Consider the following 22758-nt stretch of genomic DNA (forward strand, 5'->3'; position numbering starts at 1 on the left):
AAATAATAGTCGATGACAATAATAATAACTGGAACTTCCACAGGAATTGGCTTTACACTCGCTGAATATTTCGGAGAAAAAGGACATAAAGTTTTTGGTTTAAGTCGAAAAATTGTGGAAAGTCAATATTTTACTACGATTCCAACCGATATTACAGATAACACACAAGTTCAAGCTGCGATTTCAGATATTCTAAAGACCGAAAGTAGAATAGATGTGCTCATCAATAATGCAGGAATGGGAATGGTAGGCGCTGTTGAAGATTCTACCAAAGAAGACATTTTGAAGCTATTCAACCTGAATTTAGTTGGGGCAGTGCAAATGATGAGCGCGGTAATGCCAAAAATGCGGGAACAAAAATTCGGAAAAATCATCAATGTTTCGAGTATAGGTTCAGAAATGGGACTTCCGTTTCGTGGATTTTATTCGGCTTCGAAATCTGCGCTGGATAAAGTGGTAGAAGCAATGCGTTACGAAGTTTATCAATGGAATGTAGAAGTTTGCAGTTTACATTTGGGAGATATTAAAACCAAAATCGCAGAAAATAGAGTGAAAACTCAAGTTTCAGAACCGTATAAAAATGTTTTTGACAAAGTATATTCTTTGATGAATGCTCACGTTGACGAAGGAACAGAACCTTTAGAAGTGGCTTTTTACATCGAAAAACTTTTAGAAAAAAAATCTTGGAAAGCACATTATTATTTCGGGAAGTTCGGGCAAAAAATAGGCGTGCCTCTCAAATGGATTCTTCCGCAGAAAACCTATGAAAATCTGATGAAGAAGTATAATAAAATGGATTAAGGTTGCCACGAATACACGAATAAATTTATAGATTTTTTTCGCTGATTGTGCTGATTTATTAACAGTTTCAATCTGCAAAATTTGTTAAATCAGCCAGAGTTTAATTTTAAAAAGCTGCTAAAGTTTATTTTTATAATGTTTATTTGTGCATTGGTGGCGATTACCAAATACTAATTCAATAAAAATTTGCGTTCTTTGCGTAATCATCTTTGCGACATTGCGTGAAAAAAAATCTATACATATTCCTAATTTTTCTTCCTTTTTTTCTGAAATCCCAACAGAAACAATTCATCTTAGTTGATGTTCAAACCCAAAAAGAATTTGTAAAAAAAGACTCACTTTCTGCGGTGAAATTTCTAGATTCTTTAGTGGAAAACAATTATTATTTGACCAAGATTTTAAATGTTGAAAAAGTAGAGAAAACCACAAAAATCGTTTTTGACAAAGGCAAAAATTTCAATGAAGCCAAAGTGAAATTTTCGTCAGAAACTGCTTTGTTTTTAAAATCAAAACCTGAAATTTTTACCAAAAATTTAGATTCTCTCAAACAAAATATCAACCAAAGATACACCAATGAAGGTTTTGCATTCAACCGAGTGAAAACACAATTTTTAGGCCTTGAAAATGATGTTCCGAAAGTTGAAATCTCCGTTTTCAAAGGAGATAAAAGAGTAATCAATGGTTTTGTTTTGCAAGGATTCACCAAAGTTCCGAAACGTTTTATCAAAAACTTAGAAAAAGAATTTGTAGGAAAAACGTATGATGATGTTAATCTGCTGAAAATCAATTCTCGGTTAGAAAATCATCCGTTTTTGATGTTAGAAAAAACTCCGCAAACTCTTTTCACGAAAGATTCTACGCAAATTTATCTTACTTTTCAGAAGAAAAAAGCCAATAATTTTGATGGAATTATAGGTTTTGGGAATAATGACAAGAAGAAGTTTAGTTTCACAGGAAGCATTAATCTCAATCTGAAGAACGTTTTTAATAGTTTTGAGACTATTTCTTTGTATTGGCAAAGAAACCAACAAAGCGGACAAAACTTCGATTTACTAACCGATATTCCGTATCTTTTTGGTTCTAACATCGGCACGAATCTCAATATGAATATTTACCGTCAAGATTCTACTTTTGCCAATGTGAAATTTCGTCCAGCGTTGTATTTTCATCTTTCGTCCAAACATAAAATTGGAGCGAGAGGAAATTTTGAAATTTCTTCGGTTTTAGATGATACTTATACTTCAGGGCAAGATTTTAGCAAAAAAGGAATTGGAGCTTTTTACGAATTTACAGAAACTTCGGAAGAACCGCTTTTTGTTTACAAAACCAAAATTATTGGCGAGGCAGATTTACTCAGTTCTTTTTATCAAAATTTAGATAAAACTTTTCAACAAACCCGTTATTTTCTCTTTGCAGAGCGTAATTTTCACATCAAAGGAAATCATTATTTCAATGTGAAAGCAGAATCTGCAATGCTGGATTCAGATGGAGAAATTACTACTAATGAACTTTTCAGAATTGGTGGTTATAATTCATTTCGAGGTTTTAATGAACAGTCTCTTTTTACCGATTTTTATGCTTTTGGTGGAGTAGAATATCGTTATTTGGTGAGTAATCAAGCATTTTTTGATGTTTTCGGGCAATTGGCTAATGTGAGAAATTCTTCATTGAAAACTACCTCTAAACTCTATAGTTTCGGACTGGGTTTTAATTTTTTATTACCGATTGGTTTGATGACTTTTCAGATTTCCAACGGACAAGAATTTAATAATCCATTTAAATTCCAAGACACTAAAATTCATTGGGGAATCATCAGTAAGTTTTAAATTTCTCCAAAAAAAATTCTCTAAAGTGCTTTAAAATAAAGCGAAATTCCCAGAATGTTAATTTTTTTTAGAATCCTTGAGTTTCTTCTAACAATTATTAACAGTTGAAAAAAAAGTTTAATAGAAGTTTAACTATAATTTTAGTTATCAACGTTTTATTTAGTCCGAAAAACAAAGTATTTTTGCTCCATATTTATGAAGCGAATTTTATTACTAAGCTGTTTGCTGTTTTTAACTACAATAAGCGCTCAAACTTTTTCTGGAACTCTATTTATGCGAGATAAATCTTCTTTCTATCTCAATCAGATTTATGTTACCAATCTCAATGAACAGAGAACGTATCTTACTTCTTATACTGGAGAATTTAAAATTCCTGCAAAAGTAGGAGATGTAATAAGATTTACCTCAATTGTTTCGGAGCGAAAAGACATCAAAATTACTCCTCAATTGCTTGAAAATCCTCGAAATTTGATAGAACTCGAAGTGGCTTATAGAGAAATTCAAGAAGTGATTTTGAGTAGATTTAAACCTACGGGAAATCTTAGAAAAGATGTTCGCACTTTAGATTCTAAAAAATCTTCTCTAGAAATAGCGAAAATAATAGGTTTACCAGCTCCAAAAGGTGATGGAACTCCACCAATAACTCCTGTTGCAAGCTTAGCGAATGGAGGTTTAAGTATCGGTTTAGAAAGTCTTTATGATGTAATTTCGGGGCAAGCTAAGAAAAAACAAAGGCTTCAAGAATATGAAAGAATGCAAATTGGCATTAAAAATATTAAAGCTTATTTGGGTGATGATTATTTTACCAGATTAAAGGTTCCCGTACATTTAGTTGATAATTTTCTGCAATTTGTATATACTTCTGATAATTTGAAAATTTATTTAGATGTGGCTAATTATGAGGCTGTAAAAGTCTCTATAGAAAAATATTTGCCTATTTATCAAAAAAGATTACGCAACTCTCACCTTCAAGAAGTTTTAAATTAAACAATGATAGGGCAATTCCATCTTCCTAATTTTTATTAAATTTAAAATAATTATATCTTTGCTTTCTTAAAAATTGACTTGTGGGGAAGAATAAAATAACAAGATTTGAAGAAAATAGAAGACTTTCAAATGTAATACAACCAACTAGAGAAGAAGCTTTAGGTAATTTTGAGCTAAAGGGAAAATGGAGAGAAAAGGTTTTTAAAAACGACAATCCTATTGTTCTAGAGCTTGGTTGTGGTAAAGGTGAGTATAGTGTAGGAATGGCAAAAGCTTTTCCTGAGAAAAATTTTATCGGAGTAGATATTAAAGGAGCAAGATTTTGGTTTGGAGCAAAAGAAGCTGTAGAAAAAGGTTTAAATAACGCAGCTTTTTTACGTACCCAAATTGAATTGATAGATTGCTTTTTTGATGAAAATGAAGTTGATGAAATCTGGATTACCTTTCCAGACCCTCAGATTAAATACAGAAGAGGGAAGCATAGACTCACCCATCCAGATTTTTTAAATCGCTACAAAAAAATTCTGAAACCTTCCGCAATTATTCATTTGAAAACAGATTCTGAGTTTCTGCATGGTTATACTTTGGGGATTTTACAAGGATATGGCCACGAAATTCTAACCGCTCACCATGATATATATGGAGCGCCAGAATATGAACCAGATACTCTCTATCTAAGGGAAATAAAAACTTATTATGAGGAATTGTTTTCTGCTAAAGGCAAAACCATTACCTATATTAAATTTAGATTGAATCAAAAATAAAAAAAAACTCTCAAGAAATTCTTGAGAGTTTTTTTGTTGTATGATTTTCGAAAAATTATTCAGCGTCAAAGTCTTTATCTGCATCAGCAGTTACTTTTTCACCTTCTTTAGATTTTTCTTTATCAGCTTTTCTTTGAGATTGACCTTCTTTGATAGATTCTGATACTACAGAAAGAATCATGTCAATAGATTTAGAAGCATCATCGTTTCCTGGAATTACGAAGTCTACTTTTCTAGGATCTGAGTTAGTATCTACGATACCAAATACAGGAATACCTAGTTTTTTAGCTTCAGTTACAGCGATGTGTTCTCTCATAATATCTACTACGAATACAGCAGAAGGAAGTCTAACCATGTCAGCGATAGAACCTAAGTTCTTCTCTAAGTTAGCTCTTTGTCTGTCTACTTGTAATCTTTCTTTTTTAGATAAAGTTTCGAATGTTCCATCTTTCTTCATTTTATCGATAGCGTTCATTTTCTTAACCGCTTTTCTGATTGTAACGAAGTTAGTTAACATTCCACCTGGCCATCTTTCAGTGATGTAAGGCATGTTAAGTTCTGATGCGTGTTTTGCTACTACTTCTTTAGCTTGTTTTTTAGTAGCCACGAAAAGAACTTTTTTTCCTGCAGAAGTAATTTTTTCTAAAGCGTTGCAAGCTTCATCTAATTTCACTGCAGTTTTATGCAAATCGATAATGTGAATACCGTTTTTCTCCATGAAAATGTATGGAGCCATATTAGGATTCCACTTTCTAGTCATGTGACCAAAGTGTACGCCTGCTTCTAATAAGTCTTTAACTTGTGCTTTTGCCATTTTTTTAATTTTTGTTAGTTTACGTTCCGCTTTTAAGCAATCAACTTTACGTTGGATGGGAGTAAAGTTTGGGTGCTAAACATAACGGGCAATTTTTGTAATAATTTGTAAATAAACCGAGAAAAAAGATTAACGTTTTGAGAATTGGAATCTCTTTCTTGCTTTTTTCTGACCTGGTTTTTTTCTTTCTACCATTCTAGCGTCTCTAGTAAGAAGACCAGCTGGCTTAAGCGCTAATCTGTTTTCTTCATTAATTGCACATAGTGCTCTAGAAATCCCTAGTCTAATTGCTTCAGCTTGACCTGTAATTCCACCACCGAAAACGTTTACAGTAACATCGTACTGACCTACAGTTTCAGTTAATAAGAACGGTTGGTTTACTTTATATACTAACATGTCAGTACAGAAGTAAGTTTTTGCATCTTTACCATTTACAGTGATGTTACCAGTACCTGGTTTCACGTAAACTCTAGCTACAGAAGTTTTTCTTCTTCCAATCTTGTGAACTATAGACATAATTATTTAATTTCGTTAAGGTTAATAACTTTTGGTTGCTGTGCTTCGTGCTTATGCTCAGACCCAGCGTATACATACAAATTCTTGTAGATAACACTTCCTAATTTGTTTTTTGGTAACATTCCTTTTACAGATTTTTCTACCAATTTACAATTGTCTTTTTTGTGCACTTCTTCAGCAGTTAACGATTTTTGACCACCTGGATATCCAGTATGCCAAATGTATTCTTTGTCTGCCCACTTGTTGCCAGATAAAGCAACTTGTTCTGCATTCAAAACGATTACGTTATCACCACAGTCTACGTGTGGAGTGTAATTCGTTTTGTGCTTACCTCTCAAAATCTTTGCAACTTTAGAAGCTAATCTTCCTAACGGTTGCCCAGCTGCATCTACCACAACCCATTCTTTCTTAGCGGTAGCTTTGTTAGCTGATACGGTTTTGTAACTTAATGTATTCACTTATTATCGTTTACGATTAAACATAATTTTCCCCTAAAAAGGTGTGCAAAGGTATTAATTTTTTTTGGAATTGAAAAACTTTATCAAGATTTAAACGTAAATTTAACCTTAAAAAATTAATTTTCAATCTCTTAAGGACTTGTTGTTTCTGAAACTTGCCAGTAAATAATACCCCACAAATACTATAGAAAACTTAAAAACAGAAGGTAAAGCCTTTTCTAAATCAAAAATGAAAGCGCCAATCAGTACTAAAAAAATCATCGCGCCAAAAGAAATTCCTAGTTTTTTCGGCAAAGAAATAACAGGATTGTCTAAATAAAAAGCCATTCCCCAAGCTAATCCGAAAGCAAAACTGTAAAAAAGTTCTAGCCATAATCCACCACTTTCTAGTAAAAAATGATTGATTAAAAAACTGATTAAGGTTCCTGCTATTGTATACAATAAAGCTCTCTTCATGTTTTAAAATTTTTACAAAAATACTTAATTTTTCAATTCTCGGGATTTTTCTATCTTTGAGACCTATCGAAAAGTTATTTATGGAAACCCAAAAATATCAACCTAACAACAAGGTAAGAGTAGTTACAGCAGCCTCACTTTTTGACGGACATGACGCTGCCATTAACATAATGCGAAGAGTGATTCAAGGAACAGGATGCGAAGTTATTCACCTTGGTCATGATAAATCTGCAGAAGAAGTAGTAAACTGTGCTATTCAAGAAGATGCAAACGCTATTGCACTTACGTCTTATCAAGGCGGTCACAATGAATATTTTAAATACATCTATGATTTACTTCGTGAGAAGAACTCTCCTCAAATCAAAACTTTTGGTGGAGGTGGTGGAGTAATTCTTCCCGAAGAAATTAAAGATTTGATGGAGTACGGAATCGACAGAATTTATTCTCCAGATGATGGTAGAGAAATGGGATTGCAAGGAATGATTGATGATTTGGTTCAAAAATCTGATTTTGCTACAGGCGAAAATATCACCGTTTCTGACATTGAAAATATCAAATTTGAAGATGCTAAATCTATCGCTCAAGTGATTTCTGCAGTAGAAAACTTCTCAGATGAGAAACCAGAATTGGTTGAAGCATTAAAAGAAAAAGCAAAACATTTCAATATTCCCATCATCGGGATTACAGGAACTGGAGGCGCTGGTAAATCTTCGTTAACAGATGAATTGGTGCGTAGATTTTTAAGAGCAAATGCAGATAAAAAAATAGCGATTATTTCTGTAGATCCTTCTAAAAAGAAAACAGGAGGTGCGCTTCTTGGTGATAGAATCCGTATGAATTCCATCAATGATTCTAGAGTTTACATGCGTTCTATGGCAACGCGTGAAAACAATGTTTCGGTTTCGCCTTACATTCATTCTGCATTAGATGTTTTGAAGATTTCAAATCCAGATATTATTATTTTGGAAACTTCGGGAATTGGTCAATCTGGTTCAGAAATTACTGAAATTGCAGATGTTTCTATGTATGTAATGACACCAGAATACGGTGCTTCTACGCAGTTAGAAAAAATTGATATGCTAGATTATGCAGATTTAATTGCATTGAATAAATCTGACAAAAGAGGAGCTTTAGATGCCATTCAAGCGGTGAGAAAACAGTTTCAGCGTAACCACCAATTGTGGGAAAAACCATTGGAGGAAATGCCAGTTTTTTCTACGAAGGCAAGTCAGTTTAACGATTGGGGAACTACCGCTTTGTACAATGCATTGATTGAAAAAGTAAATGCTAAATTCACTTCATTAGATTTAAAATCATACGAAGAGCAAAACGTTTCGGAAGAATCTACCATTATTCCACCGAAAAGAGTTCGTTATCTTTCTGAAATCGTAGATAATAATAAAAATTACGACAAACAAGTTGAAGAGCAAGCGCTAATTGCTAAGAAAATGTACCTTATTGAAGGTGCTAAAGCACTGATTACAGATGATGAACATACTACTGATAAACTTGAAAAAGTTTTCCTAAAAACCAAAAAAGAACTTTCGGAAGAAAACAGATTGTTCCTTCAGGGTTGGCATCATTTCAAAGAAGAAATGCAACAAGACAGTTTCTCTTATTTGGTTCGAGGAAAAGAAATTAAGGTAGAAACCAAATACGAATCACTTTCGCATCTTAAAATTCCAAAAATTGCTTTGCCAAAATTCCAAGATTGGGGCGATTTAATTCGTTGGAAAGGTCAAGAAAACGTTCCAGGTGCGTTTCCTTACACTTCGGGAATTTATCCTTTCAAAAGAACAGGTGAAGATCCTACCAGAATGTTTGCAGGTGAAGGCGGTCCAGAACGTACCAACAGAAGATTCCACTATGTTTCGGCGGAAATGCCTGCGAAAAGACTTTCTACAGCGTTTGATTCTGTGACTTTATATGGTCAAGATCCTGCTTTTCCACCAGATATTTACGGGAAAATTGGGAATGCAGGTGTTTCTATCGCGACTTTAGATGACGCTAAAAAATTATATTCAGGTTTTGATTTAATCAATGCATTGACTTCAGTCTCGATGACGATTAATGGGCCAGCTCCAATGATTTTGGCATTTTTCATGAATGCAGCCATCGACCAAAACGTAGAAAAATACATTGAAGAAAACAATCTTTGGTCTAAAGTTGATGAAAAACTCAAAGCAAAATTTGATGATAAAGGCTTAAAAAGACCAGTTTATAATGGTAATTTGCCAGAATCTAATAACGGATTGGGTTTAAAACTTCTAGGTTTAACTGGTGATGAAATTGTAGATGCTGAAACGTATCAAAAAATAAAAGCACAAACTATTGCTACAGTTCGTGGAACAGTTCAAGCCGATATTTTGAAGGAAGACCAAGCACAGAATACGTGTATTTTTTCTACGGAATTTGCTTTGAGATTGATGGGCGATGTTCAGGAATATTTCATTCAAAATAAAGTGAGAAATTTCTACTCGGTTTCTATTTCTGGTTATCACATTGCTGAAGCTGGCGCGAATCCTATTTCTCAGTTGGCATTTACTTTGGCAAATGGTTTCACGTATGTGGAATATTATTTGAGCCGAGGAATGAATATCAATGATTTTGCTCCGAATTTATCGTTCTTTTTCTCTAACGGAATTGATCCAGAATATGCGGTAATCGGTAGAGTAGCGAGAAGAATTTGGGCAAAAGCAATGAAACTTAAATATGGAGCTGATGAAAGAAGTCAAATGTTGAAGTACCACATTCAAACTTCTGGTCGTTCACTTCACGCACAAGAAATTGATTTTAACGATATCAGAACTACGCTTCAAGCGTTGTACGCAATTTATGACAACTGTAACTCGTTGCATACCAATGCTTATGATGAAGCGATTACCACGCCAACTGAAGAATCTGTACGTAGAGCAATGGCGATTCAGTTGATTATCAACAAAGAATTAGGTTTAGCGAAAAATGAAAATCCGCTTCAAGGTTCTTTCATTATTGAAGAATTGACGGATTTGGTAGAAGAAGCAGTTTATGCAGAATTTGACAGAATTACAGAACGAGGCGGAGTTCTAGGAGCAATGGAAACCATGTATCAGCGTTCTAAAATTCAGGAGGAATCCATGCATTACGAATGGTTAAAACATACAGGAGAATATCCAATTATCGGCGTGAATACTTTCCTCGGAAAAGATGGTTCGCCAACGGTTTTACCAGGAGAAGTAATTCGTTCTACTGAAGAAGAAAAGCAATTGCAGATTCAGAATTTAGAGAATTTCCAGAAATCCAACGAAGATAAAACTCATGAATGGTTGCAGAAACTTCAAATGGCTGCGATCAATCAGAAAAACTTATTCGAAGTGATGATGGAAGCGGTGAAATATTGCTCTCTCGGACAAATAACCAACGCACTTTTCGAAGTGGGTGGAAAATACAGAAGAAACATGTAGCCGAAGTTCGGCTTCCAAAAATTTAAAAACTCCAGAGAATTCTCTGGAGTTTTTTTGTTACAACTGACTAGCAATTCCTTCTACAAAGGTTTTGGTGAAATCTTTGTTCATGGCTTTTCGGTTTTCAAATTTTGGAATTACTAGATTTTCAGTAAGTTGTTCTGTGGTTTTTCCTTCGGCGAGAGATTTTTTAATAAAATCTGCGCTTGCTTCTAAGAAATTTCTCATTTCGGTAAGATTTTCTAGATTTCCTTTTGTGAGATTTTTATCGGGAGCGTGCCCGAAAATAAATAAAGTGTCTTTATCAAAAGTAGAAATAGCTTTTTCTAAAACAGAAATCCAACTTCTAAAATTAGAACCATCTTTTACTCGATAAACAGGAATCATGTTGATGAACATTAAATCTCCCATGTGAACCACATTGTCTTTTTCGAAATGATACATTGCGTCTCCAAACGTATGTCCAGCTCCGAAATGATAAGCGGTTATTCTTTCTCCACCAGATTTGATGAGATATTGGTCGTCAAATAAAATATTAGCATATACCTGCTTATCTAAATTTTTAGCAAGTTCTGCTGCATTTTTCTGTAATTCTGGAACATTTTTTTGTGCCACAATTTTTTGAGTCAAATTTTTAAAAGCGAAATTTCCTGCAGTGTGATCTCCGTGATGATGCGTGTTGCAAAGAAACTCAATCGGTTTTCCTTTGACTTGAGAAATAGAGTCAATTAAAGGTTGGATAAAATCTGGAAATTGAGAATCAATAACTACAAATGAATCTTTGGTTTCTAACAAACCTACGGTTCCGCCACGATTGGTGAAACTGCTTACATTTCCTCTTATTTTAGAAATGTCCCCTTTTGAAGATTTTAAAACTTCAAAAACAGTTCTCTGAGAAGTACAAGACCATAATTGAGGCAAAATAGCAACGCCTAAAGTTGCGCCAAGAGAAGTGGTAAGAAATTCTTTGCGATTCATGATTTTATTTTTCACGAATTTAATTATTTATACGTTAAATAGTCTTAAAATTTATAAATTTTATTCATAGAATAATATCTTTGTCTTTTTAACAAATAATTAAATGAGAGGAGAACAAAACATTATTAACGACTTAAAAAACTGGAAGGAACTCATCAAACCTTATGCTACACCAGAAGTAAAATTAGCAAGAAAAGAGGTTTGGAAAACGGTTTTACCTTTCGGTTTGCTTTTTATAGCGGCAGCCATAGTTTATGAATTTCAATTTTGGGGCGCTTTAGGAATTTGCTTTTTGGCAGGATTATTTTTAACCAGAATTTTTATTATTCAGCATGATTGTGGGCATCAATCTTTTTTTCCAGACAGAACTAAAAATGATAGAACAGGATTTCTAATGAGTTTGATGACGTGTATTCCATACAAATATTGGGCACGATCTCATAATCATCATCATGCACACCAAGGACAATTAGATACCAGAACCATCGGAGATGTTACATTGTTGACGGTGAGAGAATACAACGAACTTTCTAATTGGGGAAAGATTAAATACAGAATTTATCGTTCCGTTCCTGTAATGTTTGTTTTGGGACCGATTTACTACATTTTTATTCACAACAGAATTCCTTTTATCAAATTCAAAGGTTGGGAAAAAGAACGTTTAACACTATTGAGAACTAATTTATACTTATTAGGATTTTTTGCCATTTTAGGAGTGATTTTAAGTTTGCCAAGTTTTGACCTTATCGAAGGTTTTAAAAAATTAGCACTTTTATACATTCCTATTCTTATCACGTTTGCGTTTACAGCGATTTGGTTTTTTTACATGCAACATCAGCACGACCCAAATTACAAAGCATGGAAAGAAGATTGGCAATATCTTTTAGCAGCAATTAAAGGAAGTTCTTATTATAAATTGCCAAAAATTTTCAACTTTTTTACAGGAAATATTGGGTATCATCACATTCACCATTTGGCTCCGAAAGTTCCTTTCTATAAATTAGAAAAATGCAGCAAGGAGAATCCTATTTTCCAAAAATATGTGACCACTATTACGTTATTAAGCAGTATTAAATATGCTTTTTATACACTTTGGGACGAAGAAAATTACAGAATGATTACCTTCAGACAACTGAAAACCATTCCTGTAAAAGCATAAAATTATTTCACATGATATTTCAAACCTTCAAGATTTTCTTGGAGGTTTTTTGTAGAGGTTAAAGAAAAGCCCTACAAAAGATTTTGTATCTTTGAAAAGACAAATTCAGGAGGATGAAAGACGTAAAAATAGAATTCAGAAAACCAATGTATCCCGTAAATCCAGAATTGATGGATTATTTGGAAAAAAATCATCGACTTACCAATATCAGATTTTATTATGATGATTTATTGCGTTTTTCAGATTATATGCCTGTTAATGATAAAGAAGGCAAGGACACACTTTGGCTCAATGTGTATTACCCAGAATTTGAACACGCCGAAATCGAAGCCAATCTCAATAAAATTTATACGCTTTTACATTCTGATGGAGATGTAGATGTACTTCCTTTTTTGAAGGTAGATTCTATTCATTTTTGTACGTTTGGGAACTCTAAACCATTTAGAATTAGAGTAAGAAATATTCTGAATGATAATTATACCAATTTTTACATTAAAAAAGCAGATGCTTCTAGAATTTATGGACTGGAATTAGAAGAAATTCTTTCTCCTAATCGTATTAATTTCCTTTTGTACAAAGACACTTTAATTGAGGAACATATTTTAGGAATTCCTGGAGATGTCTTTATAGAAAAGCATTTAGACCATTGTTCACCTCAGGAAAAAGCTCAAATTGCCAAAGAATTTGTGAAATTTAACGAAAGATGTCTCATCGGTTTACTCGGAGATATGCGTTCTTACAATTACGTGGTGATTCCTGCACATGATTTTGACCAAGTGGTGTATAGAATTCGTCCAATTGATTTTGACCAACAATGCTACGAAGGAAATCTCAAAATTTATCTGCCTCAATATTTCAAAGAAAACAAGAAAATGGTAGAAATGGTTTATGATAGACTTAAACCCAATTCCATCGAACAATACCGAAAAGAAGTTCGTTCTGCCATTGCAAAACGCGCCAGTACAGACGGAAGGTTGCCTCATTTGTTAGAAATTATGAAAAGAGATGAGATTTCTAAACCAGAACATGTAGAAGAATTGAAAGCAGGATTGCACAAACTTACTTATAGCATTCAGTTCAAAAAATGTGAATCTATGGGAGAAATTCTAGAAACTGGACTCAATTTTGTGATTAGAAATTATAAAAATTCTAACGTGAGATAGCTTTATTTCTAAAGAAAAAAAACTCTACATTTGCCTTATGCAAGCCGAAAAAATCATTTTGGGAATTGACCCGGGAACTTCTGTAATGGGTTTCGGGATTATTTCTGTTCATAAAGGAAAAATGAAACTCATTGCCATCGAAGAATTGGTAATGAAAAAAGAACCCAATCACGAAACGAAACTCAAGAGGATTTTTGACAAAACTTTAGCTTTAATAGACGAATTTCATCCAGATGAAGTTGCTCTAGAAGCTCCATTTTTCGGGAAAAACGTACAATCTATGCTCAAACTAGGAAGAGCTCAAGGAGTAGCAATGGCTGCAAGTCTTCATCGTGAAATTCCCATCACCGAATATTCTCCTAAAAAAGTAAAAATGGCGATTACTGGAAACGGAAACGCCAGCAAAGAACAAGTTGCAGGAATGCTACAAAATCTTCTTGCGATGAAAGAATTTCCTACCAAATATCTAGATGCTTCTGATGGTTTAGCAGTGGCGGTTTGTCACAGTTTCAATCTGGGAAAACCTGAAAATGATAAAAATTACACTGGTTGGGCAAGTTTTTTGAAACAAAATCCTGATCGATTGAAGTAAATTTAAGATTTCTAAATTTTGTAAAATTAAATTTTAGTTTGCTGTAATTCAATAATTTAAAATTGTAAATTGATTTTACAAGTATTTTACTGTGTAAAACCTAATACTATTCGTAACATTGTTGCGTTATTATTCGACCAATCAAAAAATATTCCTATGGAAAATAAAACGCAAACTCCCGATAAAAATATTCCTACCAAAAGTGGAATATATCACCAAATGAACGGATTTCAGAAATTTCTGATGATGTGTTCTGGTTCTAATCTACATATTTTACAAAAATCTCCAAGTGAATGGAATAAATATGCAGGAATTGGCGGAATTGTACTTTTTACTGCTGTTTTTGCCACACTTTCTGCAAGTTATGCCATGTTTACGGTTTTCGAAGATGTTTGGATTTCGACTGGATTTGGGATTTTATGGGGATTAATGATTTTTAATCTCGACAGATATATTGTCTCTTCCATCAATAAAACAGGAAGTTTTTGGAATCAATTTTTCATGGCAGTTCCGCGTTTGATTTTGGCAACTTTTCTTGGAATTGTGATTTCAAAACCTTTGGAATTGAAAATTTTTGAAAAAGAAGTCAATAAGCAGTTGAACACTATCATCCAAAGAAATAAAACCGAATTGCAGAAAACCATGAATGGTAGAATTTTGCAGCAATCTGGTCCTTTTGCAGAAGAAAAACAAAAAATTCAGAAACAAATTGCCACATATCAAGCTTCTTATGATTCTGCTGCGGTGGAATTAGAAAAAGAAATTCTAGGAACAAAAACGGGTTTAACTTCAGGAAAAGTAGGCTTCGGAACAAATGCTAAAAGAAAATCTGAACTGAAAGAACAACGCAGAAAAGATTTAGAAAATTACCAAAAACAAATGGAGCCGAGATTGAAATATTTGGATTCTCAAATTTCTGGTGTGTATCAAAATCTACAAACCGAACAGAAAAATTCTGAACAAGCCGAAAATAAATTTGATGGTTTTGCTGCGAGATTACAAGCACTTTCAGAATTGGGAGATACTAATTCTATCATGGCTCTTGCGTCATTTTTCATTATGATGATGTTTATTACGCTAGAAATTTCTCCTGTTTTGGTGAAGCTAATTTCCTCAGTTGGACCTTATGATTATCTTCTCGATAAAACCGAAAACGATTATCGACTGTATTCTAAAGAAAAAATAGAAAAAGGAAACGCCGCTACAGATTTTAGAATAGAGAATTTCAAAAATAATCTGGGAAAATAAAATTTCGAAAACCTGCGATAATTCAGCCGTATAAAATTTCTGGAAGTTTTTTCAAGTGATAATTTTGCATCGTCAAATTATATATGAAAAGTGCTATGCAGAATTCGGGAAAAAGATGGTTTATTGCCGTGATGGCGACCTTAGTACATCTGTGTTTAGGAACAGTTTATGCGTGGAGTTTTTTCCAGAAAACCGTCTCCGAAACTTTTGGTTGGAGCAATTCAGAAACAGCTTGGGCATTTAGTTTAGCCATTTTTATGTTGGGTGTAACTGCAAGTTGGGGCGGACAAAATTTACAGAAATTTGGGCCGAGAAAATTAGCGTTAATAGGAGCATTTCTTTACGCCTTTGGTTATATTATTTCCTATTTCGCTTTACAAAACGAAAGTTTGTGGCTGCTGTATTTCGGTTACGGAATTGTGGGCGGAATTGGTTTAGGTTTGGCTTATGTAACGCCAGTTGCTACAGTTTCTAAATGGTTTCCAGACAAACAAGGTTTGGTTACTGGAATGGTGGTAATGGGATTTGGATTGGGTGCTTTACTCATGTCAAAGCTTCTCGCTCCGATTTTTTTAGAATATTTTGAAAAAGATTTAGCCAAAACTTTCCTTGCAATTGGGATTACTCTTTTGGTTCTTCTTCCGTTTTTTGCCAATTTTTTGAACTTGCCAACAGAAGAAAAATCGACAGAAATTTCAGCCGAAAAATTAAGTGCTACCAAAGAAATTCTCTCTCCCAATTTTATTTTCATTTGGTTGATTTTCATGTTTAATGTAGTTGCAGGAATGATTTTTATATCGTTTCAATCACCTTTATTACAAGACTTATTGAAAGCCGAAAACGTAAATATAGACACCGCAACGCTAGAAAAAAGTGGAGCTACTTTAATTGCAATTAGTGCATTATTCAATGGGTTAGGAAGATTTTTCTGGGGAAGTATTTCAGATAAATTAGGAAGAGTAACCACTTTCAGATTATTACTTTTAATAGAAATGGGTGTTTTTGCTTCCTTGATTTTTATTAAATCACCCATTTTATTTTCTGTAGGTGTTTGTTTGATTTTACTGAATTATGGAGGAGGTTTCGGCGTTTTACCGTCTTTAATTAAAGATTTTTTTGGAACAAAACTGATGCCGATAGTTTACGGAGCAGCACTTACAGCTTGGGGAGTTGGTGGAATTTTAGGTCCACAAATCACCGCTTACATGAAAGATCATTTCGCCGAAAACGCAGGATTATATGCCTATAAAGTAGCTTTGGTTTTAATAGCTTTGGGAATTGGGTTATCGTTTTTTGTGAAAAATAAAAAAGCTCAATAAAAATTGAGCTTTAGAATATCAGTTCATCAGTTGACTGTATTTTTTTCTATTTTCCCACAAAATCCAAAGTAAAATTACCGCGAAAACCAATCCTGGAACAATTCCGGAAGGATCATGGTGAAAATGATGCGCTAAAATCCCAATAATAATTGGTAACATAACTAATGCACCAACTGCTCTTGTTTTTGGAAGTAATACTAAAAGTCCTCCTACAATTTCTGTAATCGCAATGAGAGGCATTAACCAACCAATTTTGCCAAAAGCATTGAACATTTCTAGTTGTTCTGGAGTTAGTTTTGGCGTTGGCATAAAGTTGAAAAATTTATTTGCCCCGAAAATAATCATTCCCACTCCGAAGAGAATGCATAAAATGTTGTAAACTGTTTTCATATAATTTAATTTGATGTGAAGTAAAGATATAAAAAAATCTCTCAAAATTTTTGAGAGATTTCTATTTTAAAGTTTCTAGGAATTATAGTGAATAATTCGGAGCTTCTTGCGTAATAATTACATCGTGAGGATGAGATTCTTTTAATCCAGAACCTGTAATCATCACCATTTTTCCGTCTTTTTGTAAAGTTTCTATATCTTTTGTTCCGCAATAACCCATTCCAGCTCTAATTCCACCAGTCAATTGGAAGATTACGTCTTCTAATTTTCCTTTGTATGGAACTCTTCCTTCAATTCCTTCTGGAACAAATTTTTTGGCTTCACTTTGGAAATATCTTTCTTTTCCACCACGTTTCATAGCAGAAAGACTTCCCATTCCTTGATAAGATTTGAATTTTCTACCTTGGAAAATAATTTCTTCACCTGGTGCTTCTTCCGTTCCTGCTAAAAGTGAACCTAGCATTACTGCACCAGCTCCAGAAGCGATAGCTTTTACAATATCACCAGAAAGTTTAATTCCACCATCTGCAATTACGGCTACATTATATTCTTTAGCTTTTTCGTAAACGTTATAAATCGCCGAAAGTTGAGGAACACCAACTCCCGCTACAACTCTGGTAGTACAGATAGAACCAGGACCAACTCCTACTTTTAATACGTTAGCTCCAGCTTTGATTAAAGCTTCAGCTGCATCTGCAGTAACAATGTTTCCGCCTACAATATCTAAATCTGGAAAAGCATTTCTAATTTCTGTAATTTTATCGAGAACACCTTTAGAATGACCATGAGCTGAATCTACTGCGATAATATCTACACCAGCTTCTACTAATGCAGCAACTCTAGTCATTGTGTCATCTCCTACACCAACTCCAGCTCCTACGATTAATCTTCCGTTTTGGTCTTTATTGGCTTGAGGATATTCTAATTGATTGTCGATATCTTTTATGGTAATTAATCCTACCAAATGATTTTCTGAATCTACAATCGGAAGTTTTTCTATTCTGTTTTTAAGCAAAATTTCTTTGGCTTGCTCTAAGTTGGTAGATTTATCAGAAGTGATAAGATTTTCTTTGGTCATCAATTCTTCTACTTTTGCAGAAAGATTTTCTTGATATTTTACATCACGATTGGTGATGATTCCAATTAATTTATTTTCTGTATCTACTACTGGAAGTCCAGAGATTTTATATTTCGCCATAAGTTCCTTAGCTTCAGCCAAAGTATGATCTTTAGAAAGCGTAACAGGATCAGCAATCATTCCGTTTTCTGAACGTTTTACACGGTTTACTTGTGCCGCTTGTTCTGGAATAGGCATGTTTTTATGAATAAAACCTAAACCTCCAACTCTGGCAATAGCTATGGCCAAATCTGCTTCTGTAACGGTGTCCATCGCTGCGGAAACGATAGGAACATTAAGCGTGATTTTGTCTGAAATTCTAGATTTAAGAGAAACTTGGTTGGGTAAAACTTCTGAGTAAGAAGGGATAAGAAGCACATCATCAAAGGTGATGGCGGTTTCTACGATTTTGTTGTGAATAGACATCTTTACTTTCTTTGCAAAATTAAACGTTTTTTTTTAATCATGAAAATTAAATTTTCTTAATAAAAAAGCTTCCTAAATTTTAGGAAGCTTTGTATTGTATTAATTTCGGTTTTTTACAATAATCCAGTTTTTATAAGTAATCTTAGTGTTGGTATCAGGTTCTGTCCATTCTAAAACATACCAATATGTTCCCGTGATGATACTTCTTCCGTTTTCTGTTCCATTCCAAATGTAATTGGATTGTTTTTCGCTGGAATACACTTTTTTCCCAAATCTATCAAAAATAGAAATTTTCACGTCTTTTTTCACCCTTAAATCTGAGTAATCTAGAACGTCATTTATTCCATCACCATTTGGAGTAATGGCATTAATAATATTAATAATGGCGAATTCATATTCAACAGGTGTACAAACATATGCATCTCTTATGTATACTTTTTGTACTCCATATCTCAGATTGTAAAACACATTAGAATTCTGCCAATTGATTTGGTCTAGAGAATATTCATAAGGTGAAGTTCCACCCGAAACATTTACGGTAATGCTGTTTCCTTGTTCTATCACGCTGTCAATTACAGGGTCTACTGCTTCTGAAATCGTAAAATATTGTTTGTAAACACATCCGTTTTCTGCTTTCAGTTCTACAAAATGGGTTCCCGCACCATAAGTAGCATTGTGGAGTGTTTCTCCTTCGGTTCCATTGCTCCATTTGTAATAGGTAAAATCAGTACCAGCGTCTACAACAGTAGTTGTATTCTTACAAATTGTTTTATTTTGAAGAGTAGTTGAAGCTTTTGGAGTTTTAATATTTACCGTAATTTTCGCCCAATTCGGACAAGAATTTGCTTTTTCGAATCTTAAAAAATAAGTTCCTGTTGAAGTAATATTTTGTATACTCGAAATAGGATTGGCATTATTTTTCGCATCATTTTCAGAGTTGAAATAAGTGATGGAAACGCTATTGTCCGTGGTAAAGAAAGACTCAAATGTTTTAAGATTCACAGATTTTACGGCGTCTAAATCATCATCACACACCTCTTGAGAAAGAGTAGAAGTCAATAAAGTTACTCTATTTCCAAATTTAAACTCTAAAGGATAAATTAGAGCAGGACAATAATCAGATTCTACTCTTACAAAAATAGTGGTGTCTGTAGAAAATGACCAAGAATTGTTTAAAACATTTGCGTTTCCAGCATTTGCATCGGTAATATTTGCGTAATATTTAACTCGATAGATTCCTGGATTGAGAAGAATTGCAGCAGTAACATTGTTGAGATTTACTTCGATGGTTCCATCTAAATTTTGGTCACAAACTGTAGTATTGAATTTGGAAATATCTATAATGGCTTTTGGGGATTCTACTACGCTTATTTTTTGTGTATAAGTACAATTGTTTTCAGAAGTCAAAATAACATAATAATCACCTTTTCCCACATTTTTAATTTGGTGAGAGGTTTCACCATTACTCCATAAGTATGCGGAGAATTCTAGTCCAGCATCAAGATTTGTGGTTTCTCCTTCACAAACGGTAATGACTGGAGGTAAATTTGATTTTTTAGGCTGTCCAAACTTAAATGTAAGAACAGCAATGTTATCACAAATTCCAGATTTTTTGATTCTTACATAGAAAGTAGTAGTTGCGGTTAAATTCTGTGAAGGAGCAATAGGGTTTTGTTCTAAATCTGCATCATTTTTGGTGAGATAAAATTGGCGTGAGTAACCAGTTTCTGAGGTAAGTTGAGGCAAATAAGTGTCTAAATTTACGGCTTCTGTATTGTTAAAATCTCCATCACAAATTTGAGAAGTAGCGTCTGTAACCGAAAGTTTGTTTCCAATTTTAAAATCCAAAAAGCCAGTTGCATTGGTACAGCCATTTCTAGAAGCTACTAAAATGTAAATTCGGGTTGGTGTAGTATAAGTCCAATTTTTTGGTAACGCAGGGAAATTAAATCCAGGGTTGTCAAAATAATAAATGTCAAAATCTGCTGAATTATTGACAATGGTTTTAGAAATTTCATCGAAATCAGGTTCGTAAAGTCCGTCAAAATCAGTATCGCATAAAGTTGAATCAAATTTTAGCGTATCAATATTGGGAATAGGATAAAAATTCAAATTTATTTCTGCCATTTCTGTACAGCCATAGCTGTTTGTCACTTTTGCATAAATGGTTTTTGGGATAGAGTTATAGCTGGTGAAATTGGCAATAGGATTAGAGAACGTTTTCGTTGCGGCATCATAATTTTCAAAATATTCTACCTTGGTAATGTTGGTGTCATTAGAAACTTTGGCTTGTGTAAGGTCAAAATCCCCTGTTTTATCAGGTTTAATACAAGCAAGCGCTTCACCAGTGATGGTTTTTAATCTATTGACAATAATATTTACTGTTACAAATTCTGTATCTGGATAATTAGGTTCTGTGCCAGAAAAAGAATAGGTAAAAGTATCTGAAATTACAGTAGTATCCGTTAAAGTATAAGTTATTTCGCCTGTAGTAGCATCTATAGAAGCAGTTCCATAAGATGGAGCTTTTGTGATTTTTATAGAACGAATATCTATAGTTTGGGTAGATGTAGAAAATTTAGGAGTGATTTTATAGGTAGGAGTACAGTCACTTACTTCTATCGCTAATGTTGTTTTAAAAGGACATCTTTGAAATTTAAAAATAGGAGAGTCTAGGCTGCCACAACTACTTTTGGAAATTTTCACATAGTAATCTCCACTTTCTGTGGGAGTGATGATGTAGGTGTTTGCTCCAGATCCTGTATAAGGATTTCCATTGTAATACCATTGATAACCATCATAAGTATTATCTACTTCTAGTGTTACATTTCCTTTTTCGCAATCACCTCCTTTGGATATAATAGGTACAGAATTAAAACCTGCAAAATAGCCGCCATAACCTACAGCTCCGTTTCCTGAAGCAATCCCTGCTGTAACGGCTTTGTTAGATTTTATAGAAATATTAGCAGAGACGTTGGGAACAACATAAGTTTCCCAAGCAGAGTTTCCACTTAACGCAAATGGTCCATAACTAGAGCTAATAGGAACTCCGTTGATAGAAACTGTTGCGCCTTTTTCTGTAATGATATTAAGTTTGGTATTTTTATATTTTGCAAAAGAATTTCTATATGGCATTTCGTTTACGGAACCAATTTCATCTATGTTATTCGGAAGATAACAACTTAGTGCAGGAATAAAATTGAAACCGCCCGTTGCAAATTCTGGAGTTCCATCTGTTCCATCTGTTCCGGCTAAAAATTGATATACATAAATAGGCTTAGTGGATTTAATGTATAAGTTAAAAATATTATTACTTGGATTATAAAAGCCTCCTCTTATGAAATGATATTGTCCTTTATTAAGGCTAATAGGAATATTACTCTCATTTACAAAAACTTGGGTGTCGTCTTCTGTAGCAATTACCAAAGTCTTTTCAGTATAACCTTCATTTAATCCATTTGCAGTACCATTTCCTTTAAGGATTACATATTCTGTTCCTATTCTTTCTATAGGGACTGATTGGTCCATTAAAACATCATAATTACCTTTATTTTCGGCTACACTTAGAAAGTTTCCATTGGTTACAGATATGGGCTTATCAGAAGTAATGGTAGAACCAATAAGTCCTTCCAGATTAGCGTTGGTATCAGCTACTAAAGTTTCGAATATATAAGATTCTCCTTTTTTAAGCACGATTACTTTTTCATCATCTGTACTACTGTCCGAGAAGATAACGTCTTTGTTATAACCACTCAATTTTACAGTAGTATTATCTTCTGTTGCAATCACGCTTACTACAGCGTTAATTCCTCTTATATTTCTTATGTCGTTAGGAATATATTGTTCTCCCATTCCTATAAAAAAATGATTTCCTAATGCAGATTTTCCTTTAGAAGTTAGAATTTCGGCATGGTTAAATACAGAGAATCTTAAATTGGCAAAGAATTTTTTTTCTCCTACCAAGTGTAATCCTAAGGTAGCTTTTGCATTGATTTCAATATTATTACTGGTGATAATATACTCTCTGGGAATATAAAATTTCTGAGGACTTCCTTTGCTCAGATTGTTGATGGTTCCTATGACGATATTATTGTTGTAGATGTCTACTTTAAAAGGAGTAGATTCATTAGTGGAAATATAAATATATTGTTGAGCTTCTGAGCCATTAGAAGCATCTGCCATTGGTGCAAACCAATGTTCTGTATCAAATTGAGCGAAAATTTTGGCAAAGAAAAATAAAAATAGTAAAAAAGTTAAAAATTTCTTCATTTGTGTAAAAAAAACTTAACAAATGTAAGTAA

General features: G+C 33.6%; 18 protein-coding genes. 10 read left to right on the forward strand and 8 right to left on the reverse strand.

Annotation, left to right across the window (positions count from 1 at the left end):
• Window positions 1–12 precede the first annotated feature (12 nt).
• The 4 genes from C3729_RS09315 (at window position 13) to trmB (ending at window position 4378) form a co-directional block, all read left to right on the forward strand.
• Window positions 13–801, forward strand: coding sequence for an SDR family oxidoreductase (locus C3729_RS09315; RefSeq protein WP_104793889.1), 789 nt, complete (start codon window positions 13–15; stop codon window positions 799–801).
• Window positions 802–1022: 221 nt separating this feature from the next.
• Window positions 1023–2627, forward strand: a complete 1605-nt coding sequence (locus C3729_RS09320; protein ID WP_104793890.1) for a hypothetical protein — start codon at window positions 1023–1025, stop codon at window positions 2625–2627.
• A 195-nt stretch (window positions 2628–2822) separates the two neighbouring features.
• A complete protein-coding gene (locus tag C3729_RS09325) occupies window positions 2823–3614 on the forward strand; it encodes a hypothetical protein (protein WP_104793891.1) in 792 nt (263 codons plus the stop codon).
• Window positions 3615–3694: 80 nt separating this feature from the next.
• Entirely contained in the window at window positions 3695–4378 is a 684-nt protein-coding gene (trmB, locus tag C3729_RS09330) for a tRNA (guanosine(46)-N7)-methyltransferase TrmB (protein ID WP_104793892.1), read from the forward strand.
• Window positions 4379–4433: 55 nt separating this feature from the next.
• On the opposite strand, the gene rpsB is transcribed toward trmB, so the two are convergent.
• The 4 genes from rpsB to C3729_RS09350 form a co-directional block, all read right to left on the reverse strand.
• On the reverse strand, window positions 4434–5192 hold the full coding sequence (gene rpsB, locus C3729_RS09335) for a 30S ribosomal protein S2 (protein ID WP_069800987.1): 759 nt from the start codon (window positions 5190–5192) through the stop codon (window positions 4434–4436).
• A 129-nt stretch (window positions 5193–5321) separates the two neighbouring features.
• Window positions 5322–5708 (reverse strand): 30S ribosomal protein S9, encoded by a 387-nt coding sequence (gene rpsI, locus C3729_RS09340; RefSeq protein WP_069800989.1) that lies wholly within the window; start codon window positions 5706–5708, stop codon window positions 5322–5324.
• A gap of 2 nt (window positions 5709–5710) precedes the next feature.
• On the reverse strand, window positions 5711–6166 hold the full coding sequence (gene rplM / locus C3729_RS09345; protein ID WP_069800991.1) for a 50S ribosomal protein L13: 456 nt from the start codon (window positions 6164–6166) through the stop codon (window positions 5711–5713).
• Window positions 6167–6289: 123 nt separating this feature from the next.
• Entirely contained in the window at window positions 6290–6622 is a 333-nt protein-coding gene (locus C3729_RS09350; protein ID WP_104793893.1) for a hypothetical protein, read from the reverse strand.
• A gap of 80 nt (window positions 6623–6702) precedes the next feature.
• Here C3729_RS09350 and C3729_RS09355 point away from each other — a divergent pair, with 80 nt between their 5' ends.
• Window positions 6703–10065 carry a methylmalonyl-CoA mutase family protein gene (locus C3729_RS09355; protein WP_104793894.1) on the forward strand — a complete coding sequence of 1121 codons (3363 nt, stop codon included), beginning with the start codon at window positions 6703–6705 and terminating at the stop codon, window positions 10063–10065.
• 57 nt (window positions 10066–10122) lie between these two features.
• Here the strand turns inward: C3729_RS09355 and C3729_RS09360 are convergent, their stop codons facing one another.
• Window positions 10123–11043, reverse strand: a complete 921-nt coding sequence (locus tag C3729_RS09360; protein WP_133159967.1) for an MBL fold metallo-hydrolase — start codon at window positions 11041–11043, stop codon at window positions 10123–10125.
• A gap of 103 nt (window positions 11044–11146) precedes the next feature.
• Between C3729_RS09360 and C3729_RS09365 the strand changes: the two genes are divergently transcribed.
• From C3729_RS09365 to C3729_RS09385, 5 genes are all read left to right on the forward strand, one after another.
• A complete protein-coding gene (locus tag C3729_RS09365) occupies window positions 11147–12202 on the forward strand; it encodes a fatty acid desaturase (protein ID WP_069798839.1) in 1056 nt (351 codons plus the stop codon).
• A 113-nt stretch (window positions 12203–12315) separates the two neighbouring features.
• Window positions 12316–13365 (forward strand): hypothetical protein, encoded by a 1050-nt coding sequence (locus tag C3729_RS09370; RefSeq protein WP_104793896.1) that lies wholly within the window; start codon window positions 12316–12318, stop codon window positions 13363–13365.
• Window positions 13366–13402: 37 nt separating this feature from the next.
• Entirely contained in the window at window positions 13403–13957 is a 555-nt protein-coding gene (ruvC, locus tag C3729_RS09375; protein WP_104793897.1) for a crossover junction endodeoxyribonuclease RuvC, read from the forward strand.
• A 156-nt stretch (window positions 13958–14113) separates the two neighbouring features.
• A complete protein-coding gene (locus C3729_RS09380) occupies window positions 14114–15205 on the forward strand; it encodes a DUF4407 domain-containing protein (RefSeq protein ID WP_104793975.1) in 1092 nt (363 codons plus the stop codon).
• 83 nt (window positions 15206–15288) lie between these two features.
• Entirely contained in the window at window positions 15289–16524 is a 1236-nt protein-coding gene (locus C3729_RS09385) for an OFA family MFS transporter (protein WP_260204510.1), read from the forward strand.
• An 18-nt stretch (window positions 16525–16542) separates the two neighbouring features.
• Here C3729_RS09385 and C3729_RS09390 read toward each other — a convergent pair whose 3' ends face one another.
• The 3 genes from C3729_RS09390 to C3729_RS09400 all read right to left on the reverse strand — a co-directional run bounded on the left by C3729_RS09390 (window position 16543) and on the right by C3729_RS09400 (window position 22726).
• Window positions 16543–16914: a DoxX family membrane protein gene (locus tag C3729_RS09390; RefSeq protein ID WP_104793898.1), complete on the reverse strand. Its 372-nt coding sequence runs from the start codon at window positions 16912–16914 to the stop codon at window positions 16543–16545.
• A gap of 82 nt (window positions 16915–16996) precedes the next feature.
• A complete protein-coding gene (gene guaB, locus C3729_RS09395) occupies window positions 16997–18457 on the reverse strand; it encodes an IMP dehydrogenase (protein WP_104793899.1) in 1461 nt (486 codons plus the stop codon).
• A 99-nt stretch (window positions 18458–18556) separates the two neighbouring features.
• Window positions 18557–22726: a gliding motility-associated C-terminal domain-containing protein gene (locus tag C3729_RS09400; RefSeq protein ID WP_104793900.1), complete on the reverse strand. Its 4170-nt coding sequence runs from the start codon at window positions 22724–22726 to the stop codon at window positions 18557–18559.
• Window positions 22727–22758 lie beyond the last annotated feature (32 nt).

It is taken from the genome of Cloacibacterium normanense (genome assembly GCF_002943105.1).
In the GTDB taxonomy this organism is placed as follows: domain Bacteria; phylum Bacteroidota; class Bacteroidia; order Flavobacteriales; family Weeksellaceae; genus Cloacibacterium.

What these genes read in the sequence shown, in the direction of transcription:
- C3729_RS09350 (WP_104793893.1), bottom strand. Translation starts at nt 6,622, where the DNA reads ATGAAGAGAGCTTTATTGTATACAATAGCAGGAACCTTAATCAGTTTT.
- ruvC (WP_104793897.1), top strand. Translation starts at nt 13,403, where the DNA reads ATGCAAGCCGAAAAAATCATTTTGGGAATTGACCCGGGAACTTCTGTA.
- rpsB (WP_069800987.1), bottom strand. Translation starts at nt 5,192, where the DNA reads ATGGCAAAAGCACAAGTTAAAGACTTATTAGAAGCAGGCGTACACTTT.
- C3729_RS09400 (WP_104793900.1), bottom strand. Translation starts at nt 22,726, where the DNA reads ATGAAGAAATTTTTAACTTTTTTACTATTTTTATTTTTCTTTGCCAAA.
- C3729_RS09385 (WP_260204510.1), top strand. Translation starts at nt 15,289, where the DNA reads ATGAAAAGTGCTATGCAGAATTCGGGAAAAAGATGGTTTATTGCCGTG.
- C3729_RS09315 (WP_104793889.1), top strand. Translation starts at nt 13, where the DNA reads ATGACAATAATAATAACTGGAACTTCCACAGGAATTGGCTTTACACTC.
- C3729_RS09390 (WP_104793898.1), bottom strand. Translation starts at nt 16,914, where the DNA reads ATGAAAACAGTTTACAACATTTTATGCATTCTCTTCGGAGTGGGAATG.
- C3729_RS09355 (WP_104793894.1), top strand. Translation starts at nt 6,703, where the DNA reads ATGGAAACCCAAAAATATCAACCTAACAACAAGGTAAGAGTAGTTACA.
- C3729_RS09360 (WP_133159967.1), bottom strand. Translation starts at nt 11,043, where the DNA reads ATGAATCGCAAAGAATTTCTTACCACTTCTCTTGGCGCAACTTTAGGC.
- C3729_RS09325 (WP_104793891.1), top strand. Translation starts at nt 2,823, where the DNA reads ATGAAGCGAATTTTATTACTAAGCTGTTTGCTGTTTTTAACTACAATA.
- C3729_RS09380 (WP_104793975.1), top strand. Translation starts at nt 14,114, where the DNA reads ATGGAAAATAAAACGCAAACTCCCGATAAAAATATTCCTACCAAAAGT.
- guaB (WP_104793899.1), bottom strand. Translation starts at nt 18,457, where the DNA reads ATGTCTATTCACAACAAAATCGTAGAAACCGCCATCACCTTTGATGAT.
- rpsI (WP_069800989.1), bottom strand. Translation starts at nt 5,708, where the DNA reads ATGTCTATAGTTCACAAGATTGGAAGAAGAAAAACTTCTGTAGCTAGA.
- C3729_RS09365 (WP_069798839.1), top strand. Translation starts at nt 11,147, where the DNA reads ATGAGAGGAGAACAAAACATTATTAACGACTTAAAAAACTGGAAGGAA.
- C3729_RS09370 (WP_104793896.1), top strand. Translation starts at nt 12,316, where the DNA reads ATGAAAGACGTAAAAATAGAATTCAGAAAACCAATGTATCCCGTAAAT.